The 23,143-nt window shown below is 67.6% G+C and carries 15 protein-coding genes; 9 read left to right on the top strand and 6 right to left on the bottom strand.

The window, feature by feature from the left end; all coding sequences use genetic code 11:
• Positions 1-36: 36 nt before the first annotated feature.
• The 4 genes from P0M04_RS29580 (at position 37) to P0M04_RS29595 (ending at position 4,146) form a co-directional block, all read left to right on the top strand.
• Positions 37-1,239: a porin family protein gene (locus tag P0M04_RS29580; protein ID WP_259450123.1), complete on the top strand. Its 1,203-nt coding sequence runs from the start codon at positions 37-39 to the stop codon at positions 1,237-1,239.
• Between the two features lie 29 nt (positions 1,240-1,268).
• Positions 1,269-2,936, top strand: coding sequence for a pyrroloquinoline quinone-dependent dehydrogenase (locus tag P0M04_RS29585; protein WP_259450124.1), 1,668 nt, complete (start codon positions 1,269-1,271; stop codon positions 2,934-2,936).
• Positions 2,937-2,997: 61 nt separating this feature from the next.
• On the top strand, positions 2,998-3,357 hold the full coding sequence (locus P0M04_RS29590; protein ID WP_259450125.1) for a c-type cytochrome: 360 nt from the start codon (positions 2,998-3,000) through the stop codon (positions 3,355-3,357).
• Positions 3,358-3,366: 9 nt separating this feature from the next.
• The gene (locus P0M04_RS29595; RefSeq protein ID WP_259450126.1) at positions 3,367-4,146 is read left to right on the top strand and encodes a substrate-binding periplasmic protein; all 780 of its coding nucleotides are present in this window, start codon (positions 3,367-3,369) and stop codon (positions 4,144-4,146) included.
• A 13-nt stretch (positions 4,147-4,159) separates the two neighbouring features.
• On the opposite strand, the gene P0M04_RS29600 is transcribed toward P0M04_RS29595, so the two are convergent.
• Positions 4,160-4,966 (bottom strand): hypothetical protein, encoded by an 807-nt coding sequence (locus P0M04_RS29600; RefSeq protein WP_259450127.1) that lies wholly within the window; start codon positions 4,964-4,966, stop codon positions 4,160-4,162.
• Between the two features lie 199 nt (positions 4,967-5,165).
• On the opposite strand from P0M04_RS29600, the gene P0M04_RS29605 reads away from it, so the two are divergent.
• The 5 genes from P0M04_RS29605 to tssA are packed head-to-tail and all read left to right on the top strand — an operon-like array spanning position 5,166 to position 12,661.
• Positions 5,166-6,005, top strand: a complete 840-nt coding sequence (locus P0M04_RS29605; RefSeq protein WP_259450128.1) for a M15 family metallopeptidase — start codon at positions 5,166-5,168, stop codon at positions 6,003-6,005.
• A gap of 16 nt (positions 6,006-6,021) precedes the next feature.
• Entirely contained in the window at positions 6,022-9,825 is a 3,804-nt protein-coding gene (gene tssM / locus P0M04_RS29610) for a type VI secretion system membrane subunit TssM (protein ID WP_259450129.1), read from the top strand.
• The gene (tagF, locus tag P0M04_RS29615; RefSeq protein ID WP_259450130.1) at positions 9,822-10,808 is read left to right on the top strand and encodes a type VI secretion system-associated protein TagF; all 987 of its coding nucleotides are present in this window, start codon (positions 9,822-9,824) and stop codon (positions 10,806-10,808) included. The genes tssM and tagF overlap by 4 nt, the downstream gene beginning before the upstream one ends.
• Position 10,809: 1 nt before the next feature.
• Positions 10,810-11,604 (top strand): OmpA family protein, encoded by a 795-nt coding sequence (locus tag P0M04_RS29620; protein WP_259450131.1) that lies wholly within the window; start codon positions 10,810-10,812, stop codon positions 11,602-11,604.
• A 25-nt stretch (positions 11,605-11,629) separates the two neighbouring features.
• Complete coding sequence (gene tssA, locus P0M04_RS29625) at positions 11,630-12,661, top strand: type VI secretion system protein TssA (RefSeq protein WP_259450132.1); 1,032 nt, start codon at positions 11,630-11,632, stop codon at positions 12,659-12,661.
• 3 nt (positions 12,662-12,664) lie between these two features.
• Here tssA and P0M04_RS29630 read toward each other — a convergent pair whose 3' ends face one another.
• From P0M04_RS29630 to tssH, 5 genes are all read right to left on the bottom strand, one after another.
• Positions 12,665-13,711, bottom strand: a complete 1,047-nt coding sequence (locus P0M04_RS29630) for a LacI family DNA-binding transcriptional regulator (RefSeq protein WP_259450133.1) — start codon at positions 13,709-13,711, stop codon at positions 12,665-12,667.
• A complete protein-coding gene (locus P0M04_RS29635) occupies positions 13,708-14,817 on the bottom strand; it encodes a glycoside hydrolase family 43 protein (protein WP_259450134.1) in 1,110 nt (369 codons plus the stop codon). The genes P0M04_RS29630 and P0M04_RS29635 overlap by 4 nt, the downstream gene beginning before the upstream one ends.
• Before the next feature lie 14 nt (positions 14,818-14,831).
• The gene (locus P0M04_RS29640) at positions 14,832-17,171 is read right to left on the bottom strand and encodes a beta-galactosidase (RefSeq protein WP_259450135.1); all 2,340 of its coding nucleotides are present in this window, start codon (positions 17,169-17,171) and stop codon (positions 14,832-14,834) included.
• 74 nt (positions 17,172-17,245) lie between these two features.
• Positions 17,246-20,230, bottom strand: a complete 2,985-nt coding sequence (locus tag P0M04_RS29645; RefSeq protein WP_259450136.1) for a TonB-dependent receptor — start codon at positions 20,228-20,230, stop codon at positions 17,246-17,248.
• A gap of 293 nt (positions 20,231-20,523) precedes the next feature.
• Complete coding sequence (gene tssH, locus P0M04_RS29650; RefSeq protein WP_259450137.1) at positions 20,524-23,133, bottom strand: type VI secretion system ATPase TssH; 2,610 nt, start codon at positions 23,131-23,133, stop codon at positions 20,524-20,526.
• Positions 23,134-23,143: the final 10 nt, after the last annotated feature.

The following is a 23,143-nucleotide window of genomic DNA, read 5'->3' on the forward strand; positions in this document are numbered from 1 at the left end:
ACCAGCGCAGCACCCACAACAATCAATGGAGACGACATGAAAGAGACACACAAGACCCGCATGCTGGTCGCGCTGGTGGCCTGCGCGGCCGCAGGTTCCACCCACGCCGCCGTGGAATTCGAAACCCCGGGCGGCTGGAAGCTCGGCACGGACGGCTGGATCATCGTGCAGGCGCACCGCCAGAACGGCGACGCCGCCGGTACGACGGGCTTCCGCATGACCTCGGGCACGACGCCCAGCCTGTTCGCATTCACCGTCACCTCGCCCGCCATCGACGGCATCACGTACAGCAGCCGCGTGGGCCTGTACATCAACTCGCAATCGGGCGAAGGCAACTTCCGCAACGCGGGCAACGTCGGCAACACGGGCAGCAAAGCGCTGGACCCGCGCGAGATGTGGGCGAAGGCGTCGGCGGCCTGGGGCGAGATCGTGATCGGCAAGTCCTACGGCATCTACCAGGCGGAACCCGTGCTGGCCGACGCCTCCGTGCTGGCGGGCGGCCTGACGGGCTACGACGTCGTCAACACGACCAATGCGCTGGCCGCCACGTTCAACGCGGGCTACATGTACACGAACTTCAACGCGGGGCTGCGCTACAACTCGCCGAAGACGGTGCCGCTGTCGTTCTCGATGGCGGTGTACGACCCGAGCCAGATCCGCAACGTGTTCACGGGCGCCGGCGCGGACCAGACGAATTCGCCGCGCGTGGAAGGTGGCGTGTATTACAACGACCAGCTGGGCGGCGCCAAGTTCAAGATCTACGGCGACTTCACCTGGCAGACGGCGCGCCACTGCACCGTTGCGGGCGGCGCCGCCTGCGTGCAGGACGACGTGCACACGCGCGGCATCTCGGCCGGCACGACGGTCGACGTCGGGCCGCTGAACTTCCACCTGTCCGGCTTCAAGGCGGACGGCCTCGGCTCCGTGCTGATGCAGGACCTCGACGCGCTCGATGCCGCCGGCCGGGAACGCCGCAGCCGCGGCGGCTTCGCGCAGGTGGTGTGGCATGCGACCGACGCGCTGTCGCTGCGCTACAGCTACGGCCGCACGCGCATCGACGACACGGCCGCCACGCCCGGCCACCTCGCGCGCTCGAACATCGGCGGCGCCTATTACGCGGTGAATCCGCACGTGACGGTGTATGCCGAACTCGCGCGCTCGACGTTCTCGCTGAACCCCGTGTTCGCGCGGCCGACCAATACCCGCTACGCGACCCTCGGCGGCCGCTTCGTGTGGTAATCCATCCAACGCATTCCGAGGACCCCAACATGCACCCGACCACCCGTTCCAACACGGCGGCCGCCGTCGCCGCTTTCCTGCTCGCCCTCTCGCTGGCGCAACCGTCGGCCGCGCACGGCGACGACGATGACGCCGCCAACTGGACGCAATACCACCGCACGTCCAACGCCTGGCGCTATTCGCCGCTGGACCAGATCACGTCGAAGAACGTCAAGCGCCTGAAACCCGTATGGATCCACCAGCCGGGCGACATCACATCCGGCCTCGTCTCCACGCCGCTCGTCAAGGACGGCGTGCTGTACTACGTCGGCCCCAACAACCACGTGTTCGCGCTGGACGGCGCCACCGGCAAGGCGCTGTGGCACTACCAGCCGAAGCTGGCCGCCGTCGCCTCCGAAAGTTTCTATGCGTCGCTGGGCCGCAGCATCACGATGGGCCATGGCCGCATCTACCTCGGCACCCTGGACGGCCGCTTCGTCGCCATCGACGACAAGACGGGCAAGGAAGTGTGGTCCACGCAGCTCACGGACCTGAAGAAATGCTTCGGCTGCCTGTTCTCGTCGTCGCCCGTGCTGGCTGGCGACGTCCTGATCGGCGGCACGACAGGCGGCGACCAGGCGCAGCGCGGCAAGATCTACGCCGTTAACGCCATCACGGGGGCGAAGATGTGGACCTTCGACACGATCCGCGACGACCCGGCCAGCTGGCCCGGCGACACGGGCGAAGTCGCGGGCGGCGGCGCCTGGATGCCGGGCACCTACGATGCGGCGTCGGACACGTTCTTCATCGGCACGAGCAACGCGGCCCCGGACTTCTACGGCGACGGCCGCAAGGGCGACAACCTGTACACGGCGAGCCTGCTGGCGCTCGATCCGAAGACGGGCAAGCTGAAATGGCATCGCCAGGAAATCCCGCACGACACGTTCGACTACGACTCCACGTACGAAGCCCTGCTCCTCAAGAAGGACGGCAAGGACGTCGTCGTCCACCTGAACAAGAGCGGCTTCGTGTTCGTGATGGACAAGGCGGACGGCAAACTGGAAAACGTGTGGCCGCTGAGCCAGACCTACAACTTCGTCAAGACGATCGATCCGAAGACCGGAGAACTGATCGGCCGGCGCGAGATGCCGGTCGGGAAAGAGACCCTGCTGTGCCCCTACCTGCTCGGCACGCGCAGCTACAACGCGGGCGCGTACAACCCGAAGACGAAGCTGTGGTACACGAACGCGATGGAAGTCTGCCAGAACGTGATCCCGGCCAAGCAGGAGACGTCCGGCATGGGCATCGCGAGCCTGTACCTCGGCGTCGACAAGCTGGAAGCCGTGCCGCCGCCGGACCGTCCCGCCGAAGGCCGCCTCGATGCGCGCGATCCGCTCACGGGCAAGCTGAAATGGAGCGTCAAGTATCCGGTCCCGGGCCTGGGCAGCGTGCTCACGACGGGCGGCGGCCTCGTGTTCAACGGCGATCCGCAGGGCTTCGTGCACGCGTATGACGCCGACACGGGCGCGGAGCTGTGGCAGTTCCAGACCGGCTCCGGCATCCGCGGCGGCATCGTCAGCTATGCCGTGAACGGCAAGCAGTACATCGCCGTGCCGAGCGGCTGGGGTTCGCTGGCGCCGGGCTTCATGGCCTCCGCCTTCCCGGCCGTGAAACAGCTCACGGGCGGCGCGGCGATGGTCGTGTTCGCGCTCGACTGATCTTCAACGCGGGCGCCGCGCGCGCCCGCTTTCACCACCAACGATAATCAAGGAGACTCTCATGTTCAAACCCATCGTCTGTGCCCTCGCGGTCCAGCTGCTGTGCGCATCGGCCGCCATGGCCGTCGCACCGACCATCTCCGGCCCCGCCAAGCCGGACCAGGCCATGATCGACGCCGGCGCCAAGCGCTTCACCCAGAGCTGCGTCTACTGCCACGGCAATGCCGGCTCGGGCGGCAAGGCGGCCCCGCTGCAGGGCCGCGACGACCTGACGAAGGAATACGTCGCGGAGACGATCGCCAACGGCAAGCAGCGCGGCTCGTTCAACATGCCGGCGTGGAAAGGCGCGTTCAACGAGCAGCAGATCCAGGAGCTGACCGCGTACATCCTGTCGCTGAAGAACGCCGGCGCGGCGAAATAGGAGGCCGCCATGGCCCGTCTTCGGAAACACTGGCTGTTCGCCCTGGCTTGCGTGGCTGCCACCGCACAGGCGCGTACGCTGCCCGAGATGGCGGCGTCGAACGAGTTCGTGATCTGCGCGGCGCCGGACGACATGCCGTTCTCGCGGCGCGACGGCACGCCGGCCGGGTTGTACGTCGACCTGGGCCGCCTCGTCGCCTCCGACCTGGGTCTCGCGCTCGGCGTGCGCTGGATCCCGCGCCGCGAACTGGCCCGCCGGGTGGGCTGCGACGCCATCATGGGCACGGCCGTCGTCAAGGTGGACGACCGCCCGGCGTCATGGCGCAACGTGCCGACGATACCGTGGATGCGGGCCGGTGCCGTCGTGGTGGACACGGGGCGCGGTCGCGTCGACTCGTTGGACGCGCTGCGCACGGGCCACGTGGCCGTGCCGAGCGGCTCGTGGGCGCACCGCTGGCTCGATGCGCACGGCGTGCCCGTATGGGTGCGGTTCCGGACGGATCCCGAGATCATCGACGCCGTGGTCCGGGGGGACGCGGACGCCGGGGTCGTGTCGGACGTGGCGGTGGGCTGGTATCGGCAGCAGGCCGGCGCGGCGAACCTGCGCGTGCTGGACACGCTGCTCGATCCGGACGAATTCGGCTTCGACGTGGCGATCGACCTGCTCGACACGGACGCCGCCACGCTGGCGCGCGTGAACGGCATCGTGCGATCGCGCCTGGCGGACGGCGCGATCGCGGCGATCGGACGACGCTACGGCGCGTACCGGGCGCCCGCAGGACGTCGCTAGGTCACGACTCCGCTCAGTTCCCCGTGTCTGCGCGCACAGCCTGCACGCGCTTGCACGCGGGCTCCTTGGGGCCCGCCGCCGCGCACACCCGCGCGCGGCATTGTTCCTCGCCGGCCGCGTTGTAGCGGCGGCACGACGCCAGCTGTTCCGCCGGCGTGGCCTTGCCCTTCTTCGGGTCCATGTGGCTCATCAGGGCCGCCAGCAGGACGACGTCGCTGTCCTGCTCGCGCGTCCCGCCCGCCTTCGCCTTCGTCTTTTTGTCCTTCGCGGCCTCGCGTGACTTGTCCTGTGCCCTGGCGTGCACAGTCTTCGCGTGCGCTTCCCTGCGCTCGGCCTTCTCTGCCTTCGCAGCCTTCTCCGCTTTCGCCGTACGTTCCTTGCGGTGCGCGGGCGCGGGCGGCGCGGCCATGTCGGCCAGCGGATTGGTCATGGGCTCGGCCGGCGCCGCCGGCTCGTCGCGCAGCACGGCAGCCGCCGGAGCTGGTGCCGGTGCCGGCAGCGCGACCGGGGTCACGGGAATGGCCGGCGCAGCAGCTGCAGCCGATGCGGCCGCGACCTGCACCGGCGCTGGGGTCAGCACGGCACGTTCGTCGCTCCCGCCGAACAGGAACAGCGCGCCGCACACGGCGACCAGGCCCGCGGCCACGCCGCCCCACACCAGCGCGCGTGAACGGGGCCGTGGCGCTTGCGCGGCAGCTGCCTGCCCGGGCATGCCATCCAGCGAACTGAGGATGCCCTGCCGCTCCTGAACCGGCTGCTCTTCGGGCGAGAGCAGGCTGGGCCGGCCGCCACGGACCGGGCGATCGCCTTGATGTTGCAAATCAGCTCCTTAAAAAAGTTTGCATTACTTTACAAGAATCAAGACAATTGTGCCTCTATTTTGCTTTTAATCGTGCGCGATTAACACATTTGGTGAGTTTTTGCGTTTTTTCAATCGTGCGCGGGGTTGTCGCTTACCGGATTTATACTTTCGGGAAATATTTCTTCGACAACAATGTGAACGGCTTCCGGAGAGTACGGTGTGGGTGTTGGCAGTGACGGTGTATTTCGTGTTGGCGTGCGCGATCAGCTGGATGGTGCTGTTCCCGGCCGGCCGCGAGTTCGTCCTGAACGCGCTCGCGGGAGCCGGGCAGCGGCTCGGGCGGCGCGCGGGCATGCTCGCGCAGCAGCGCCTGCGCGACGCGGATGCGCTGGCCGCGAACGGCCGCGCGACAGCGGGCAGCCTGGCCGGCTTCGTGCGGCGCCACTGGATCGCCTGCACGTGCGGCGCGGCGCTCGTCTGCCTGCCGCCGCTGGCCGCCCTGCTGCTCGCGGAACGGCCCATGCTGAACGGCTACGAGTCGACGGAGCGCCCCATGAACACGCAGGTGGCCGACCTGCTGCAGGGCGAGCAGCTCGTGCCGCCGCCCCCGCTGCCGCCGCTCGTGTTCGCGACGGCCGAAGTGGCGCAGGAACGTCCGCTGCTCGCCTCGGCCAGCCGCGACTGGGCCATGCTGAACGCCGATTACACGCAGCGCCTGCTGACCGTCTTCCGGATCATGAAGGAGCGTCATGGCTACGACATGGCGATCCTGGAAGGCTATCGCAGCCCCGCGCGCCAGGACGCGCTGGCCGCGCTGGGACCGGGCGTCACGAACGCGCGGTCGTGGCAAAGCTGGCACCAGTACGGCCTCGCCGCCGATTGCGCATTCGTCCGCGACGGCAAGCTCGTGATCTCGGAAAAGGATCCATGGGCGATGCGCGGTTACCAGTTGTACGGCCAGGTGGCCGAATCCGTCGGCCTCACGTGGGGCGGACGCTGGAAAATGATGGACTTCGGGCACACGGAACTGCGCGTGCCCGGCGTCATGAAGCATTAATCACACTCTCGTAATCATGCAAAAAACCTGGGATTTCCTGACCGCCCGCGCCAGCCTGACCGTCATCGGCTGGGTGGCCTTCGCCGCGCTGCTGTTCGTGGCCGCGCGGCTGCTGCAATGGCCTGCCTCGCTGCCGTGGATCGTGCTCGGCATTGCGCTGGCCGTCGGCGCCGCCATCTGGCTGTTCCGCCGCTGGCGCCATGCGAGAAAGGCGAAGCAGATCGGCGACATGCTCGAACAGCAAGCCGACAAACCTGTCGCCGACGCCACCCAGCGCCAGGAAACGGAAGTGATCCGCAAGCGCCTGCTCGACGCCATCGCGACGATCAAGGGTTCCAAGCTGGGCCAGTTGTCCGGCAGCGCCGCGCTGTACGAACTGCCGTGGTACATGATCATCGGGAACCCGGCGGCCGGCAAGAGCACCGCGATCGCCAGCTCCGGCCTGCAGTTCCCGTTCGCCGACAGCAAGGTCGTGCAGGGCGTGGGCGGCACGCGCAACTGCGACTGGTTCTTCACGACCGAGGGCATCCTGCTCGACACGGCCGGGCGCTACTCCGTCGTCGACCAGGACCGCGCCGAGTGGTTCGGTTTCCTCGACCTGCTGAAGAAGCACCGCCGCAAGGCGCCGATCAACGGCGTGATCATCGCCGTCAGCATCGCGGAACTGACCCGCAACCGTCCCGAATTCGCGATCAACCTGGCCAAGAACCTGCGCCAGCGCGTGCAGGAACTGACCGAGCGTCTCGAAGTCCATGCGCCCGTCTACGTCGTGTTCACGAAGGCCGACCTGATCGACGGTTTCAACGAATTCTTCCAGGACGCCGAGCGCGCCGAGCGCGAGAAGGTGTGGGGCGCGACGCTCCCCTACGACCAGAACGTGACGAGCGAACGCCTGCTCGACCAGTTCGACGCCCGCTTCGACGAACTGTACGACGGCCTCAAGGAACTGAGCCTCGCGAACATGGCGCTGCAGCGGCGCGAGAGCATGCCGTCCGGCGTGTTCACCTTCCCGCTCGAATTCTCGTCGATCAAGCCGGCGCTGCGTGCGTTCGTCGCCACGCTGTTCGAGGACAACCCGTTCCAGTTCAAGCCCGTCTTCCGCGGCTTCTACTTCACGAGCGCGCTGCAGGAAGGCGAGACGGTGTCGACGTCGTCCGCCCGCGTCGCGCAGCGTTTCGACCTGCGCCTCGCGCCGCCGGCCCACGAAGACCAGCACCAGCAGCAGGGCTACTTCCTCCTCAACCTGTTCCGCAAGGTGATCTTCGCCGACAAGGACCTCGTCGCGCAGTACGCCAGCCCGGCCAAGACGCGCCTGCGCTATGCCGCGTTCTTCGCCGCGACGGCCATCGTCGGCCTCGCGCTCGCGGGCTGGAGCTGGTCGTACATGAACAACCGCCAGCTCGTCGCCAACGTCCAGGCCGACCTGGACCAGGCCATCCGCGTGCAGGGCAAGAGCCTCGACCTGCAGTCGCGCTTCCAGGCGCTGGAGATCCTGCAGGACCGCATCGAACAGCTCGACCGCTACGCCGAACACCGCCCGCTGGGCCTCAGCCTCGGCCTGTACCAGGGCAACCTCCTGAACCGGAAGTTGAAGGAAGAGTATTTCAACGGCGTGCGCGAAGTGATGCTGAAGCCCGTCGCGCAGTCGCTGGAATCGTACCTGGCCGACGTGAACGGCAACGCGGGCCAGTTGCAGCCGATGAACAAGCCGGCTGGCGCGCCGACGGCCGCCTCCGACGCGCCGCAGCAGTTCAAGGATGCGTCGCCGGCCGACACCGAGGACGCGTACAACGCATTGAAGACGTACCTGATGCTGGGCGATAAATCGCGCGCCGAGAGCGCCCACCTGAACGACCAGCTCACGCGCTTCTGGCGCAACTGGCTGGAATCGAACCGCGGCGCGATGCCGCGCGAGCAGATGATCCGCAGCGCCGAGCGCATGATCTCGTTCTACCTCGCGCAGGTCAACGACACGTCGTGGCCCGTCATCGACACGCGCCTCGCGCTCGTCGACCAGACGCGCGACAGCCTGCGCAAGGTCGTGCGCGGCATGCCGGCGCGGGAGCGCGTGTACGCGGACGTGAAGGCGCGCGCCGCCACCCGCTATCCGTCGATCACCGTGGCGCGCATCGTCGGCGACCAGGACAAGGACCTCGTCCTCGGCAGCTACGCGATCTCCGGCGCCTTCACGCGCCAGGCCTGGGAAGGCTTCGTGCAGCAGGCGTTCCGCGACGCGGCCAACCGCGAACTGCAAAGCGCCGACTGGGTCCTGAAGACCGCCGCGCGCGACGACCTCACGCTGGAGGGCAGCCCGGAACAGATCCAGAAATCGCTCGTCGACCTGTACAAGGCCGAGTATGCGCGCGAGTGGCAGAAGTTCATGCAGGGTGTGACGGTGAAGGACCTGGACGGCTTCGACGGCGCGGCCGCCGCCATGAACCGCCTGGGCGATCCGCAGAATTCGCCCATCAACAAGCTCGTGTCGACCGTGTACGAACAGACGTCGTGGGACAACCCGACGCTGGCCGGCGCCACGCTGCAGCGCGCGCAGAGCGGCCTGACGGGCTGGTTCCGCGAGACGATCCTGCGCCAGAAGCCGGCCATCGTGAACGTCAGCCTGCCGGCACCGGGTTCGCAACCGGCCAACGCGCCGGCGCTGGGCCCCGTCGGCCGCGAGTTCGCCGGCGTCGCCCGCCTCGTGGTCGCCCGCGACAAGGATGCGTCGCTGATGCGCGGCTATGTCGACAACCTGTCGAAGCTGCGCGCGCGCTTCAACCAGATCAAGAACCAGGGCGACCCCGGCCCCGGCGCCAAGCAGCTGATGCAGCAGACGCTGGACGGCAGCGGCTCCGAGCTGGCCGACGCGCTGAAATACGTCGATGAACAGATGCTCGTCGGGATGACGGATGTCCAGCGCCAGGCGCTGCGTCCCGTGCTCGTGCGCCCGCTGATGCAGACATTCGCCGTGATCGTGCAGCCGGCCGAAGCGGAGATCAACAAGGTGTGGGCCGCGCAGGTCGTGCAGCCGTTCAACCGCGACCTGGCGACCAAGTATCCGTTCTCGACGGAGTCCAAGGCCGAGGCGAGCAACGCCGAGATCGGCCAGGTCTTCGGCCCGGACGGCGCGATCGCGAAATTCTTCAACACGACGGTGGGTCCACTGGTCGTGCGCCGCGGCGATTCGCTCAGCCCGCGCACGTGGGCCGACATGGGCGTGAACCTGGCCCCGAACGTCGTCGCGAGCTTCCCGGGCTGGGTCGCGCCGCTGGCGGCCGGCGGCGTCGCCAACGCGGCGGCGAGCAGCGGCGGCGAGGCGCAGACCTGCTTCGACCTGCAGGCGCTGGGCACGCAGGGCGCCACCGAATTCACGGTGGAGATCGACGGCCAGTCGCTGCGCTGGCGCGGCCAGCCGCAACCGTGGGTGCACATGGTGTGGCCGAATCCGCAGGGCGTGCCGGGCGCGAAGATCACCGCGCTCACGCCGGAAGGCCGCAACGTCGTCGTGCTGGACGAGCCGGGCCACTTCGGCCTCAAGAAAATGATCGACGCGGCCCAGCGCAAGCGCAAGCCGGACGGCTCGTTCGAGCTGTCGTGGCAGGCCGGCGGTGTCACGGTGAATGCAAACCTGAAGGTCTTGCCGGCCGCTCCGGCACCGGCGGCCGTGCAAGCGTCATCGTCCGGCCAGGGCTTCAAGCGCCTGCGCCTGCCGGAGACGATCACGGCGCCGCGCACCGCTGCAGTGACACCGGCAGCGGCGCCGGCCGCCGCGCCTGCGCCGGCCGCGCCGGTGCGCACGGCCCAGGCGGGAGGTGCGCAATGAGCCGCCTCACGACCCCCGTCAGCGTCGGCTATTTCGGCAAGCTGCCCAGCCGCGGCGACTTCGTGCGCGGCAGCGCCAGCCCGGCCCTCCTCAAGGTGCTGGATGACTGGCTGTCGGAAGCGATGGACCTGATGAGCACCAACGCGCGCTGGAAGCTCGCGTACGACGCCGCCGCGCCGCTGCACTTCGCGTTCGTCGGCCCGCGCCGGCGCCACGCGATCGGCGGCCACATCGTCGCCAGCAGCGACGAATCGAGCCGCCGCTATCCGTTCCTGATGGCCGGGGCGATGGAAATCCCGGAACCGGCCGCGTTCCTGCCCACGACGCCGCTCGTGTTCACGCGCCTGTGGAGCCGCCTCGAGACGCTGACGGCGGGGGTGCGCAACGCGGGCGATCCGGCCGCGCCGCTGCTTGCGGCGAGCAGCCAGCCGATCGACCTCGACCTGCGCGCGGCCGCCTACGACCCCGCGTTCGACGACTTCCTGGAAGTGCAGACGATCACCGCGCTGGACGCGCTGCTGGCCGGCGCCGGCTTCGCCGTCTCCACGCGCCAGGTGCTGCTGGCGCTGGGCATGCTGCTGCAGCCCGTGCTGGCCAGCGGGTCCGGACGCCTGGAAAAAAGCCTCGTGCTGCCGCTGCCGGAAGACCCGATCCACCGCAACCTCGTGGCCGCGTTCTGGATGCACGTGATCGCGCCGTTCCTCGCACGCGCCGACTTCGAGCTGGCCCTGTTCGTCACCCGGCTGGACGACCGGCCGGCGCTCGTCGTCGGCTTTTCCGGCGCGTCGGCGCAGACCCTGCGCACCCTCATCGACCCGCAGGCCGGCCTCGACCACCTCATCGGCTTCGCCGACCTCGAATGGGTCGAAGACCAGGTCGACGGCGACTACGCCGTGCGCAAGCTCTCCGCCTGGCTGGCGCAGGGCAGCCTGTCCCTCAAGTCCGCGCTCGATTCCGTCGCCGCGGCATTCATCGGAACCTGATATGCGATTCTTTACCCAGCGCGCCCTCCTCGCGTTCTTCGTCATGTGCCACGCCGGTATCGCCGCCGCGCAGAACACCGCGCCCGCGCCCGCCGCGCCGCAACCTGGCCAGGTCACGGCCAGCGGCACCGTCCCGGACGAGGCGACCAAGGCCGCCGTGCTCGCGAAGCTGCGCGAGGTCTACGGCGCCGACCGCGTGGTCGACCAGATCGCCATCGGCCCCGTCGCCATGCCGGCCAACTGGAACGGCTACGTGCAAAAGCTCATCACGCCGGACCTGCGCCAGATCAGCCGCGGCCAGCTCAAGATCGACGGCAGCAACGTGAGCCTGCGCGGCGAAGTCGCGAACGAGGCGCAGCGCCAGCGCATCGCCAGCAACGTCGCCACGAGCCTGAATCCGACCTACACCGTCAACAACGGCCTGCGCGTCTCCGCCGCCGAACAGGCCCTGCTCGACAACACGCTGGCCAACCGCACCGTGGAATTCGAGAGCGGCAAGGCGACCCTGACGCCGACCGGGCGCGCGATCCTCGACGAGATGGTCGCCGCGATGCAGAAGCTGAAGGGCCGCCGCATCGAGATCATCGGCCACACGGACAGCGCCGGCCTGCGCGCCAGCAACGTGAGCCTGAGCCAGGCGCGCGCCGCCACGGTGAAATCCTACCTGGCCGCGCACGGCATCGCGGAAGAGAACCTTGCCGCCAGCGGCCAGGGCCCGGACCGCCCGATCGCCAGCAACGACACCGCCGAGGGCCGCGCGCGCAACCGCCGCATCGAATTCCGCCTCGCGCAATGAGAATGATTTTCCATTGAAAGACACCATGTTTACCGCCGCCGCCCTGCTCGCCCCGATTTCCGACGCCGCCCCGTGCGGCGCCGACCTCGCCTTCTCGCCCGAACTGGACGCCATCGCCCGCGCGCGCCAGTTCGACGACCCGTCGCTCGCTCAGGGCGAGTGGGTGACGGACCTGAAGGAGGCCGACTGGGGCTTCGTCGTCGACCGCTGCGCGCGCCTGCTGGCCGAACAGACGAAGGACCTGCGCCTCGCCGTCTGGCTCACGGAAGCCGCCGCCAGGCGCCACCACCTGCGCGGCCTGGGCGAAGGTTTCCGCGTGCTGGCGGGCCTGTGCGACCGCTTTTGGGACCAGGGCCTGTACCCGGAAGCGGACGGCGGCGACCAGGAACAGCGCATCGGCAACCTCGCGTGGATTTTGTCGCGCACGCGCGCCCTCGTGCGCGAGATGCCGCTGACGGAAGGCCGCGGCACCGCGTATTCGACGGTCGATTTCGAAGCCGCACGGCGCCGCGCCGCCGCCGGCGACACCGAGACGCCGCCGCGCCTGGCCGACATGGAAGCCGCGAAGCGCGGCAACTCCACCGCCTACATCGAGGCCATGCGCGCCAACGCGGAAGGCTGCCTGGACGCGCTCGCGCAACTGGAACGGGCGGCCGACGAACGCCTGGGCCAGGACAGCCCGGGCTTCTCGCAGGCGCGCGAAGCCGTGCAGGCGCTGCTGCATGCGCTGCCGGCACCGGCTGCCGCACCGCAGGCGGTCGTACCCGCCGAAGCGCCCGCTGACCCAGCCGCTGGAGCGCAAGCCGTCGTGGCAACGCCGCAACCGCAGGCCGTCGTCGCCGGCTCGATCCGCTCGCGCGCGGACGCGATCGCGCAGCTGCGCACGATTGCGAAGTTCTTCCGGGAGACCGAGCCGCACAGCCCCGTCTCGTACTTCGCCGAGAAAGCCGCGAGCGCCGGCGAGCAGGATCTGCATACGTGGCTGCGGGCCGTCATCAAGGACCAGGCGGCGCTGGCGCATGTCGAAGAACTGCTCGGGGTGCCGCCGGCGCAGTAACGGTCAGTCGGTCCCCGAGGTCGATTCGCGCACCACCAGCGTGTACGGCATCAGCTGGTGCCGCCGGTCGTAGGCGTGGCCCGAGCGTTGCGAGCGGATATGCTCGATCAGCAGGGCGACGGCGCCGCGGGCCATTTCCGTGATCGGCTGGTGGATCGTCGTCAGTTCCGGCCACACGGTCGTCGCGACAGGCGTGTCGTCGAACCCGCAGACGGTCAAGTCGTCCGGCACCTGCAGGTGCATCCCGTGCGCCACGGCGATGACGGCCGCCGCCATGTCGTCGTTGCTGGCGAAGATGGCCGTCGGCCGCGTCGGTTGCCCCAGCAGCTCGCGCGCCGCCAGCAGGCCCGAACGGTAGGTGAACATGCCCTGCGCGACCCGCTCCGCGGGCACGTCGAGACCGGCCCCGCGCATGGCGTCGATGAACGCCTGGTAGCGCAACTGGGTCGGCGTGTGCTCCGGGTCGCCCTTGATGAAGCCAATGTCCGTGTGGCCCAGGGCCAGCAGGTGCCGCATCATCGTCAGCGCGCCTTCGTAGTCGTCGATGCGCACGGCCGACATCTGCGGCGACGGCCGCGCGGTGGCGACGGCCACGGACGGGATGCCCAGTTCCGCCAGCATCCTGAGGGCGGACTTCGAATCGCACAGCGGCGGCGGCACGAGGATGCCGTCGGCGCCGTCGTCGATCAGGCGGTCGATCGCCTTGCGCTGGCTCTTCAGGTTGTCGCAGTGCTCGAGGATCAGGTGGGCGCCGCTCTGGCCGCACTCGGTCAGCGCGCCGACGAGGAACGCGCTGAGGAAGGCCTCGCTGGGGTTGCTGTACAGCAGGCCGACGCGCAGCGTGCCGATGCGCGCCGCGCGGGCCGCCACGTTGACCTCGTAATTGAGTTCGCCGATCGCCCGCATGACCTTTTCCCGGTTCTTGACGCTGACGCTGGTATTGCCGTTGATGACGCGCGAGACGGTCATCGCCGAGACCCCGGCCCGGCTGGCGACGTCCCACACCGTCGCGCCGCCCGCGGAGCGCTCGGTCTTGCCGGATTCGGTCATCGCCTGTCTCCCGCGGTGCCAGGCCCGTCGCAGGGCAGCTTGTCCATCTCCGCCAAGGTCCACTGGTCGCGCCAGCGCACCACCGGTTTGCCGCCTTCCCACTCGACCGGCAGCCACACGTAGCGCCCGTCGATGGCATTCTCCTTGCGCCACACGTCCAGCATCAGGATATGCCGCGTGCAGCCGTTGCGCTGCAGGGTGAGCGCATACGTCGACTGGCCGCCGAACGTGATCTTCTGCTGCTCCGGCGTGCCCCGCACCGGATTGCCCAGCGCCGTCCACGGACCCAGCATGTTGTCCGCCGCATACGACTTCGCCGCGTTCGGCGCCCAGCCCGTCAGGCCCGACGTCACGAGGTAGTATTTGCCGCCGTGCTTGAAGATGGCCGGGGCTTCGTCGTCGCCGTTCTGCTTCACGCGTGCGTACCGCCCGGCCGAACGCAGGTAGTCGTCCGTCAGGCGCGATACGTGCATTGTGTGGTTTTCCTCGGACGCATACAGCTGGTAGGCCGCGCCGTCGTCGTCCACGAACAGCGTCATGTCGCGCGACATCTGCCCGCCCGCGTGGTCGCGCGCGAGGAAGGACGTCGCCGGGTCCTTGTCCGCCGGCGTCACGTCGAGGGGCCACGCGCCCGCGTCGGGGCGGAACGAGCCCTGGTAGACGTACGGTCCCGTCACCTTGTCGGCGATGGCCACGCCCGCGCGCGCCGCGTCATAACGCTTGCCCTTGAGCTCCAGGTGGAACCACATCACGAATTTTCCTGTTTTCGGATTGCGGATCACCTTCGGCCGCTCGATGATGGCATCGCGCACGATGTCGCTCGCGGGGTCGTCGGTGACGGCGAGCGCGATGCCTTCGTCCTTCCAGTCGGTCAGGTTGCGCGAGCTGTACACGTGCACGCCGACTTGGGCGCGGTTGCCCGCCGTGCCGGCGACCTTGTGCTCGCCGAACCAATAGTACACACCGTCCTGTTCCAGGATGCCGCCGCCGTGCGCGTTGATGTGCACGCCCTTGTCGTCGGGCCAGATCGCGCCGGGTCGGAACACGCTGTCCGCATGCGCATGGGCCGCCATGGCCAGCACCGCCGCTGCCAGGAATACTTTCATGTGCGTCTCCTTGATTATTCCACCACCAGCCTGTCGCCCACGTACGCGCGGAAGCGGCGAATGCGTCCCGCTGTGCCGTCCGGCCCCTGGCGCGGCACGTAGCGCAGCCCGGCCACGTCCATGCCGCGTCCCAGGTCGATCACGAGGCGATGCGGATACGGGGCCTTCTCGGCCGTGATCCAGTAATCGCTGTTCTGGCCATTGATCGCGTTCAGCGCCCCGCCGTCTTCCTTCGTCGCTTCCTCGCTGTCGACCCAGGCGATGGTCCAGTTGGACTGGTCCAGCGTCTTGCCGTCCTTGTCCAGCAGGGCCAGTTCCGCGACGGCGGCATACGGCTTGCCGTCGAAGGCATCGAGTCCCTCCAGGCAGAACTGGCGGCCCGTCACTGGCGCGGCGAAGCGCACGTCCTGCGTCTGCGACCCCGGTGCGAATTCGCCGTCGTGTGCCGGCTTCACGCCGTCCAGCTGCAGGCGGACGGTGCTCGGTGGACGCGGCAGGTCACGCTCGCGGTGCAGCTGGTCGAGGATCGGCGTCGTCAGTCCCGCGATCGTGGGCGTGCCCTGCCCGCGCGGTCCGGTCAAGTCGAGCACGACGACCTCGTTGCGGCCCTTGCGGATCCACGGTCCCGGCAGATACATCGTCTGCGTGGGGCCGATACTCCAGAACCTGCCGAGGCAGCGGCCGTTGACCCAGACGACGCCCTGGCCCCACGCCGACATGTCGAGGAAGGTATCGTCCGTGCGCGCCGCGTCGAAGCCGCCGCGGTAGAACGCCGCGCCCTTGCCCCGTCCCTTCCTGAACGCCAGCGGCGGCAGGATGCCATCCGCATCGAAATCGATGGCGCGGAATTCCCAGTTCTCCAACGGCTGCGTGGCGCCGCCCTTAGCCGTAAACGTTACGGGACCGTGGATGCCCTTGCGGTCATGGATCTCCACGCCGAAGTTGACGCGCGCGATCGTGTACAGCAGGATCTCCAGCACGGCCGGCTTGCCGCGCGCCGGCACGTCGACCTTGTAGCGGCGGTAGCGCGTGTCGAAGGTGCCGACCTGCTTGCCGTCGAGTGTGACCCACGCGAGGTCGCGCGCGCGTGCCACTTCCACGACGCCCGCCGGGCCGGCCGGCAACGTCACGCGATACGAGACGAGGCCGCGGCTGATGTCGTACTGCTCGATCGGCCGCGGCGACACCGCCTTGATGACGCGCGCCGGCAGCGCGGACTTCACCGGCACGGATTCGGCCAGCGCGAACGGCGCAATCGTCATGACGGGCATGCGCGGCGGCGGTTCCGGCAGCGTTTCGCCCGGTGCGAGGAACGGCGTGATCGCGGCGCGGTAGGCGTCGAACTTCGCGCCGATCCAGCCCGCTTCGCCGATCGGCGCATCGTAGTCATAGCTCGTCGTATCGGGCCGGAATGGACGGTCGCAACCGCCCCACAGGCCGAACGTCGTGCCGCCGTGCGCCATGTACAGGCTGAACGAACCGTTCGCCTTCAGCATCGCGGCGATGTCTTTCGTCGCCCCTTCCACGCCGCCGCTGTGGTGCGGCGAACCCCATGTATCGAACCAGCCGGAGTAATACTCGCCGCACATGCGCGGGCCCTTCTGCACGGCGTCCAGCGCCTTGAAGCCGGCGGCCGGGTCGCTGCCGAAGTTCGCCACCGTGAACAGTTCCGGGATGTGCGTGCGGGCGACGGCGTTCGTCGGATTGCACTGGAACAGCGGCACGTCGAAGCCGGCGTCCAGCAGCGCCTGGCGCAGCACGCGCAGGTACCCCACGTCGTCGCCATAGAAACCGTATTCGTTTTCGACCTGCACCATCAGGATGTTTCCGCCCTGCGTCACCTGCTGCGGACCGAGCACGCGCCCGACTTCCTTCAGCCAGCGCCGCGCGGGTGCGAGGTAGGCTTCGTCGCGCGTGCGCAGGAAGGCGTCGCCGTCGTGCTTGAGCAGCCACCACGGCATGCCGCCCATCTCCCACTCCGCGCAGGCATACGGACCGGGACGCAGGATCACCCACAGCCCTTCCTGCTGCGCGAGCCGGCAAAACTCCGCGGCGTCGCGCTGCGCGGCCCAGTCGTAGCGGCCCTCTCTCCACTCGTGGTAGTTCCAGAACAGGTAGGCGCACACCGCGTTCAGGCCCATCGCCTTGATGGTCTTGAGGCGGTGCGACCAGTACTCGCGCGGCACGCGCGCGAAGTGCATCTCGCCGCAGCGGATCTGGATCGGTTTCCCGTCCAGCAGGAAGTCGTGGTCGCCAATCGCGAAGCGGTGCGAGGCGGCCGCGTGAAGCGTGCCCGTAAACGGCAACAGGGCCGCGCCCTGCAACAGGCGGCGGCGCTGGAAACTGATGGTCATGTGGTCGGTATCCAAAGAAAAAACCGGCACGGCCGGCCGCGCAATGCGGACGGTCGTGCCGGTGCTTGCCGTGATCAGAACTTGTAACGCAGGCCGAGGCTGAACGAGCGGCCGTTGTCCATGTGCGAGTACTCGCGGCCCGTTTCCATGGTTTGCACTTCGCCAGCGTAGCGGTTGGGCGCCGTGTTCGTGATGTTCGACGCATTGAAGGACAGGGTCAGGTGCTCGTCGATCGCGTAGTTGATCGATCCGTCGAGCAGACCGTAGGACCCGATGTAAGTGCTGAACAACGGAATGAGTCCGTTGTAACCCCGGTTCTGGGACGAACGCCAGGTGTACACGAGGCGGGCCGACAGCTTGCTGTCCTCGTACATGCTGGTGAGGCTGTAGCTGTTCTTGGACACGAAGTTCTGCTGCGCATCGATGAAGATGGGCGCCGAGTTCGTGCCGATATTCAGCGGAGCGGACGTATCGACATACGTATAGGAGCCTGCGACACCGAAGTTCTTCAGCCAGCTATCCTTGTCGTTGAAGAACCACTGCCCGGACAATTCCACGCCGCGCGCATAGCCGTTCGCGGCATTGACGTTCTTCGAGACCATCCACTGGCCATTCGAGCAGCCGTTGCTGGGCCCCGTGTAGGACACCGCATTCTGCGGCATCCCGCAGCTCGAGAGTTGGCTGAAGAAGCCGCTGATGTCCTTGTTGAACAGGCCGAGCGCCACATAGTTCGTCGGGCTGAAATAGCGCTCGAGCGAGAGGTCGACACTGTCGGCTTTCTGCGGGCTCAGGTCCGGATTGCCCACGTTGACGGTGCCGTTTCCGAAGTTGTACGAGTAGTTCGGATTCAGCAGGTCCAGATTGGGACGGGTCAAGCCACGGCCGTAGCCGAAGCGGGCCAGGAAGTCCTTCGCGATGTCGTAGGTGAAGTTCAACGCCGGCAGGACATTCGTGTAGGTCGTCGTCTTCGTATTGTCGATCAGCGGGGACGTCGCCTGGGCCGGGTCGGAGAGGACGCGCGCGGTCGCCTGGGACTTGGTGCGGACGACGCGTACGCCGACGTTACCCTTGAGGCGATCGTCGAACGCCGCGAAGTCGGTGGAGACGTAACCGGCCAGCGTATTCTCGTTGAGATAACGGCGGCCCAGCTGATATTCGGGGTAGCTGCCCTCGGGGATGATATTCGCTTGCGGGAATTGTGCGGCAACCTGGTTGCCCAGCAGCGCGTCCGGGTTGTACACGACAAAGCCCCCCGTATAGCCGTTCTGGTTGCCCAGCATGTTCGTCGGCGCCTGTCCCAGCACACCCGGCTTGGACGCGGCGGAAATCGCGTTCGAGTAATCGGCGGCGAGCGGCTTGCCGTCCGTCGTCAACCACTTGCCCCCGTTGTAGGGATTCTTGTCGAAGTACCGGTTGGTCTGATGCGCAAAGCGCGTGCCGAACTTCAACCTGCTGAAGAAGCCGTCTTCGAACGTATAGATGCCGCTGAGCGCGGTTGCGGCGCCATTGTCGTGGAATTCCTGGTAGCCGTCGCCGCTGTATTTCTGGAAGACGAATTTGGCTGGATCGGACCAATCGTTGCCGTGAATATCGGTGTAGTGACCGTCGTTCCAGTTCTGGTTGACGCGAGTAATGTCAAAGTACTGGCCGGGTGCGTTGCCCATCTCGACACGGCGGTTATCCTTGATACGGTCCGCCCTGATGTAGTTGATATCGCCCTTGAGCGACAGTGCGGGGGTCGGGCTCCACTCGACGCCCGTGGCCACGTTCCAGGTCGTGTACAGGCTGTGCTCATCGCCGCCCCACGTACCGATCGGCTGGTTCAGGAAGGTACCGCCGAGCGCACGCTGGCTGGTCACGAGGTCGTTGCTGCCGCCGTTGGCGTTGCGGTTGACCATGTACTCGTTGATCGTGAACGGCGTGAGCGTCAGATTCTGGACGTTACCCCCGTAGTCGTTGAAAATGCGGGTAAAAAGATAGTTCTGGTTGTACAGGTAAGAGGTGTAGGCGCCTTCGGTGTAGAAGCGCAAGGTATTGTTGACGCGATAATCGGCCGCGAGGTTCAGGGCCTTGCGCGTGCGCGCGATGCTTTCCACACTGGGCCAGGGACCGAGGGTGTTGGCGGAGATGATGTTGGCGGCCTCTGCGGGCGTCAGCTTGGACGTGTCCGGTACTACGTTGGGAGCGGTGGTGCCCGAGGCCGGTCTCAGATCCACGGGCGCCAGGTAAGTGATGTCGCTGCGGCCGACATACTTCGACATGGGCTGGGCCACGTTATTGCCCGTGTTCGCGGCCGCCAGGTTCGCGTACTCGGCGCTGTCGCCACGGACCATGCGCCGGTAATTCATACCGCCATTGGTGCCGGCAGCGTCGTTACGGCTGGTGGTCTTCTGGTAGGCGAAGGCGGCCATCACGCCGATGCGCGAACCGCCGCCGAGATCGAAGCGGTTGGCGAGCAGGCCGCTTACTTCAGGTTCTTTCTTCCGGACGAGATCGTTGTAGCGCATACTGCCGTTCACCACGGCAGTGAATTCCTTGAAATCGCTCGGATTGCGGGTGCGCAGGTTGATCAGGCCGCCGATGGCGCCTTCGACGTGTTCGGCGGAAGGGTTCTTGTAGACGTCGATGCCGGCGACCATGGCCGGAACCGCGTCTTCGATGTTGAATTCGCGCGAGCCGGCGGTGAAATAGGCGCGGCCGTTGACTTGCGACGCCGTCTGGTTCGACAGGCCGCGGATGGTCAGGCCGGAGCCGTTGCCGCCCGGCGAGGCGCCTTCGCCGCCGTAGCGGTAACCCTGCACGCCCGGCAGGCGTGTGAGCGTTTCCGCTACGTTAGGATCGGGCAGCTTGCCGATGTCGTCGGCAGTGATGGAGTCGACGACTTCCATCGCGTTCTTCTTGATCGACAGGGACGATTCCGCGCTGGCGCGGATGCCCTTGACGATGACGGTGTTGGCTTCGACCGGCGCCACCTGTGCCATTGCTTGCGACGCAAAGGCCTGGGACAGGGCCAGTGCGACGAGGGTCATGCGCGGGACGGTGTAGTATTTCTGGTGCATCTTCTTCTCCTCCAAGTAATCCGAATGGACTTGTCGTCTTATTGTTTCGCTGGTTTTACGGCGTGCCATGCAGCCGGTCACCGTTTTAGATATCGATAACAATGCGAATGGATTATAGGAGTTCGCCGAGTAATAAAAGCAACCATTCGGCGTTATGATTTTTACCAGCGATGCGAGGAAGATACGGTGGAGACGGGCGTTATCGCTAACACAGCCGGAAAACCATGCGGCGTGGATCGGCGCGCACCCGCGCCGCCCACGGCCTGTTTGTTATCGATATCGACCGACTCGGCCTACACGATCGCGTACGTGAAATCGCCGTTCCCGTCCGCCCCGACCTCGATCCGCTCGATCGCGGCCCCCTCTGCCATGCGTGCCAGCACGGCCTCGGCGATCTGCGGCAGCAAGGTGCCGTTGAGGATGTTGTCGACGTTGCGCGCGCCGGAATCGACTTCCGTGCAGCGGGCCAGCACGGCATCCACGAGCGACTCGCCGTACGCGAACGTCGCCTTGTGGTTCGCGGCCACGCGCTGGCCGATGCGTCCGAGCTTCAGTTCGATGATCCCGGCCAGCACGTCGTCCGGGATCGGATAGAACGGCACGACCTTCAGGCGGCCCAGGAACGCCGGCTTGAACTGCTTGACGAGCGCCGGACGGATCAGCGCTTCCAGCTCCTCGGCCGACGGCACCTCCTCCGGATCCTTGTTCAGGCAGGCCTGCATCAGCGTGCTCGACGCGACGTTCGACGTGAGGATGATGATCGTGTTGCGGAAGTCGACTTCGCGGCCTTCCGCGTCGTCCAGCACACCCTTGTCGAACACCTGGAAGAACAGTTCGAGCACGTCCGGGTGGGCCTTTTCCACTTCGTCGAGCAGCACTACGCTGTACGGGTTGCGGCGCACCGCTTCCGTCAGCACGCCGCCTTCGCCATAGCCCACATAGCCCGGCGGCGAGCCTTTCAGGCCGGAGACGCTATGCGCTTCCTGGTATTCGCTCATGTTGATGGTGACGAGTTTGCGTTCGCCGCCGTACAGCACGTCGGCCAACGCCAGCGCCGTCTCCGTCTTGCCGACGCCGGACGGGCCCACGAACAGGAACACGCCTTTCGGCTTGTTCGGATCGTCGAGGTTCGCGCGCGCCGTGCGCACACGTTGCGCGACCGCGTCGATCGCGTGCGACTGGCCCAGCACGCGTTCCTCCAGCAGGTCCTGCAAATTCAGCACGGTACGGATCTCGTCCTTGACCATCTTGCCGAGCGGGATGCCGGTCCAGCCGGCGACGATGCCGGCGACCACGTGGCCATCCACCTGCAGCGGCACGAGCGGCGCCTCGCCCTGCACGGCCTTCAGTTCGTCGCGCAGGCCGCGCGCGTCGGCGGCTTCGCGGATGCGGGTCACGAGATCGCGCTCGCGTTCCCAGCGCGCGCGCAACGTGGCCAGTTCGTCTTCGGCGGCACCGCGCGCGGCCGACAGTTCGCCCAGCCGCGCATCGTGCGCGCCCTCGCCCGCCGCCTGCTCGCGCTCCAGCGCCGCGCGTTCGGCATCGAGGCGCTCCAGCCGGCGCGTGAGATCTTCGATGCGGGCCGGCGCCGCGTCGCGGCCGAGCGCCACTTTCGCGCATGCGGTGTCCAGCACGCCGATCGCCTTGTCCGGCAGCTGGCGACCGCTGATGTAGCGGTGCGACAGGCGCACGGCTTCCGTGATGGCCTCGTCGTGGATGCGGACGTTGAAATGCTTTTCCATCAGCGGCGCCATCCCGCGCAGCATCGCGCACGCGAGTTCCTCGCTCGGCTCCTCGACCTTCACGACCTGGAAGCGCCGCGCCAGCGCGGGGTCCTTCTCGAAGTATTTTTTGTACTCGCTCCACGTCGTCGCCGCGATCGTGCGCAGCTCGCCCCGCGCCAGCGCGGGTTTCAGCAGGTTCGCCGCGTCGTTCTGGCCCGCCTGGCCGCCCGCGCCGATCATCGTGTGCGCCTCGTCGATGAACAGGATGATGGGGTGCGGGCTCTTTTTGACCTCGTCGATGGTGTTCTTGAGGCGGTTCTCGAATTCTCCCTTGACGCTGGCGCCGGCCTGCAGCAGGCCCAGGTCCAGCACGTGGATTTCCACGCCGCGGAGCACCTCGGGCACGTCGCCCGTCGCGACGCGCAGCGCGAGGCCTTCGACGACGGCCGTCTTGCCGACGCCCGCCTCGCCCGTCAGGATCGGGTTGTTCTGGCGGCGGCGCATGAGGATGTCGACGAGCTGGCGGATTTCCGCGTCGCGGCCGATCACCGGGTCGACCTTGCCGTCGCGTGCGCGCTGCGTGAGGTTCGTCGTGAACTGGTCCAGCGCGGGCGTCTTCGACGGTCCCTGGCGCTGCAGCTCGCCCACAGGATCCGCGCCCTCGGCCTGTACCGGTGCCGCCGCGATGGCCGGGGCTTCGTCGGAGCCCGCCGTGACGTCGTCGAAATGGTGCTTGATGCGGTCCAGGTCGAATTCCGCGAACTGCGGCGACACGCGGTGCGCCAGTTGCGACAGCTCGGGAGAACTGAGCAGCGCCTGCAGCAGGTGGCCGCTGCGGATGCCGGCCTGCTGGCCCGCGCGCAGGTCGAGCGACGCGATGAGCCAGGCATGCTCGAACAGTTTCGGCAGGCGCTCCGAGAACACGGGCGTGCGCGAGTTGCCGCTCTTGAAGCCCGCCACTTCCGCCTGCAGGTCCGCTTCCAGCCGCTCGATCGACACGCCGCAGCGGCGCGCGATGACGGCCACGTCGCAGGCCGGCTGTTCGAGCAGCGCCAGCAGCAGGTGCTCGATGTCGACCTCGTACTGCCCCAGCGACACGCACAGGCCCGCCGCGCGCGTGGCGGCCGCACGGCACGTGTCGTCCAGTTTGCCGATCAGGGTTTTCAGGTTGATGCTCATCGAGTGTCCT

Origin of the sequence: Telluria mixta, from assembly GCF_029223865.1 — a bacterium.
Taxonomy (GTDB): Bacteria; Pseudomonadota; Gammaproteobacteria; order Burkholderiales; family Burkholderiaceae_D; genus Telluria; species Telluria mixta.

What these genes read in the sequence shown, in the direction of transcription:
- P0M04_RS29630 (WP_259450133.1), bottom strand. Translation starts at nt 13,711, where the DNA reads ATGACCGAATCCGGCAAGACCGAGCGCTCCGCGGGCGGCGCGACGGTG.
- P0M04_RS29580 (WP_259450123.1), top strand. Translation starts at nt 37, where the DNA reads ATGAAAGAGACACACAAGACCCGCATGCTGGTCGCGCTGGTGGCCTGC.
- P0M04_RS29635 (WP_259450134.1), bottom strand. Translation starts at nt 14,817, where the DNA reads ATGAAAGTATTCCTGGCAGCGGCGGTGCTGGCCATGGCGGCCCATGCG.
- P0M04_RS29640 (WP_259450135.1), bottom strand. Translation starts at nt 17,171, where the DNA reads ATGACCATCAGTTTCCAGCGCCGCCGCCTGTTGCAGGGCGCGGCCCTG.
- P0M04_RS29645 (WP_259450136.1), bottom strand. Translation starts at nt 20,230, where the DNA reads ATGCACCAGAAATACTACACCGTCCCGCGCATGACCCTCGTCGCACTG.
- tssA (WP_259450132.1), top strand. Translation starts at nt 11,630, where the DNA reads ATGTTTACCGCCGCCGCCCTGCTCGCCCCGATTTCCGACGCCGCCCCG.
- tssH (WP_259450137.1), bottom strand. Translation starts at nt 23,133, where the DNA reads ATGAGCATCAACCTGAAAACCCTGATCGGCAAACTGGACGACACGTGC.
- P0M04_RS29585 (WP_259450124.1), top strand. Translation starts at nt 1,269, where the DNA reads ATGCACCCGACCACCCGTTCCAACACGGCGGCCGCCGTCGCCGCTTTC.
- tagF (WP_259450130.1), top strand. Translation starts at nt 9,822, where the DNA reads ATGAGCCGCCTCACGACCCCCGTCAGCGTCGGCTATTTCGGCAAGCTG.
- P0M04_RS29620 (WP_259450131.1), top strand. Translation starts at nt 10,810, where the DNA reads ATGCGATTCTTTACCCAGCGCGCCCTCCTCGCGTTCTTCGTCATGTGC.
- tssM (WP_259450129.1), top strand. Translation starts at nt 6,022, where the DNA reads ATGCAAAAAACCTGGGATTTCCTGACCGCCCGCGCCAGCCTGACCGTC.
- P0M04_RS29595 (WP_259450126.1), top strand. Translation starts at nt 3,367, where the DNA reads ATGGCCCGTCTTCGGAAACACTGGCTGTTCGCCCTGGCTTGCGTGGCT.
- P0M04_RS29590 (WP_259450125.1), top strand. Translation starts at nt 2,998, where the DNA reads ATGTTCAAACCCATCGTCTGTGCCCTCGCGGTCCAGCTGCTGTGCGCA.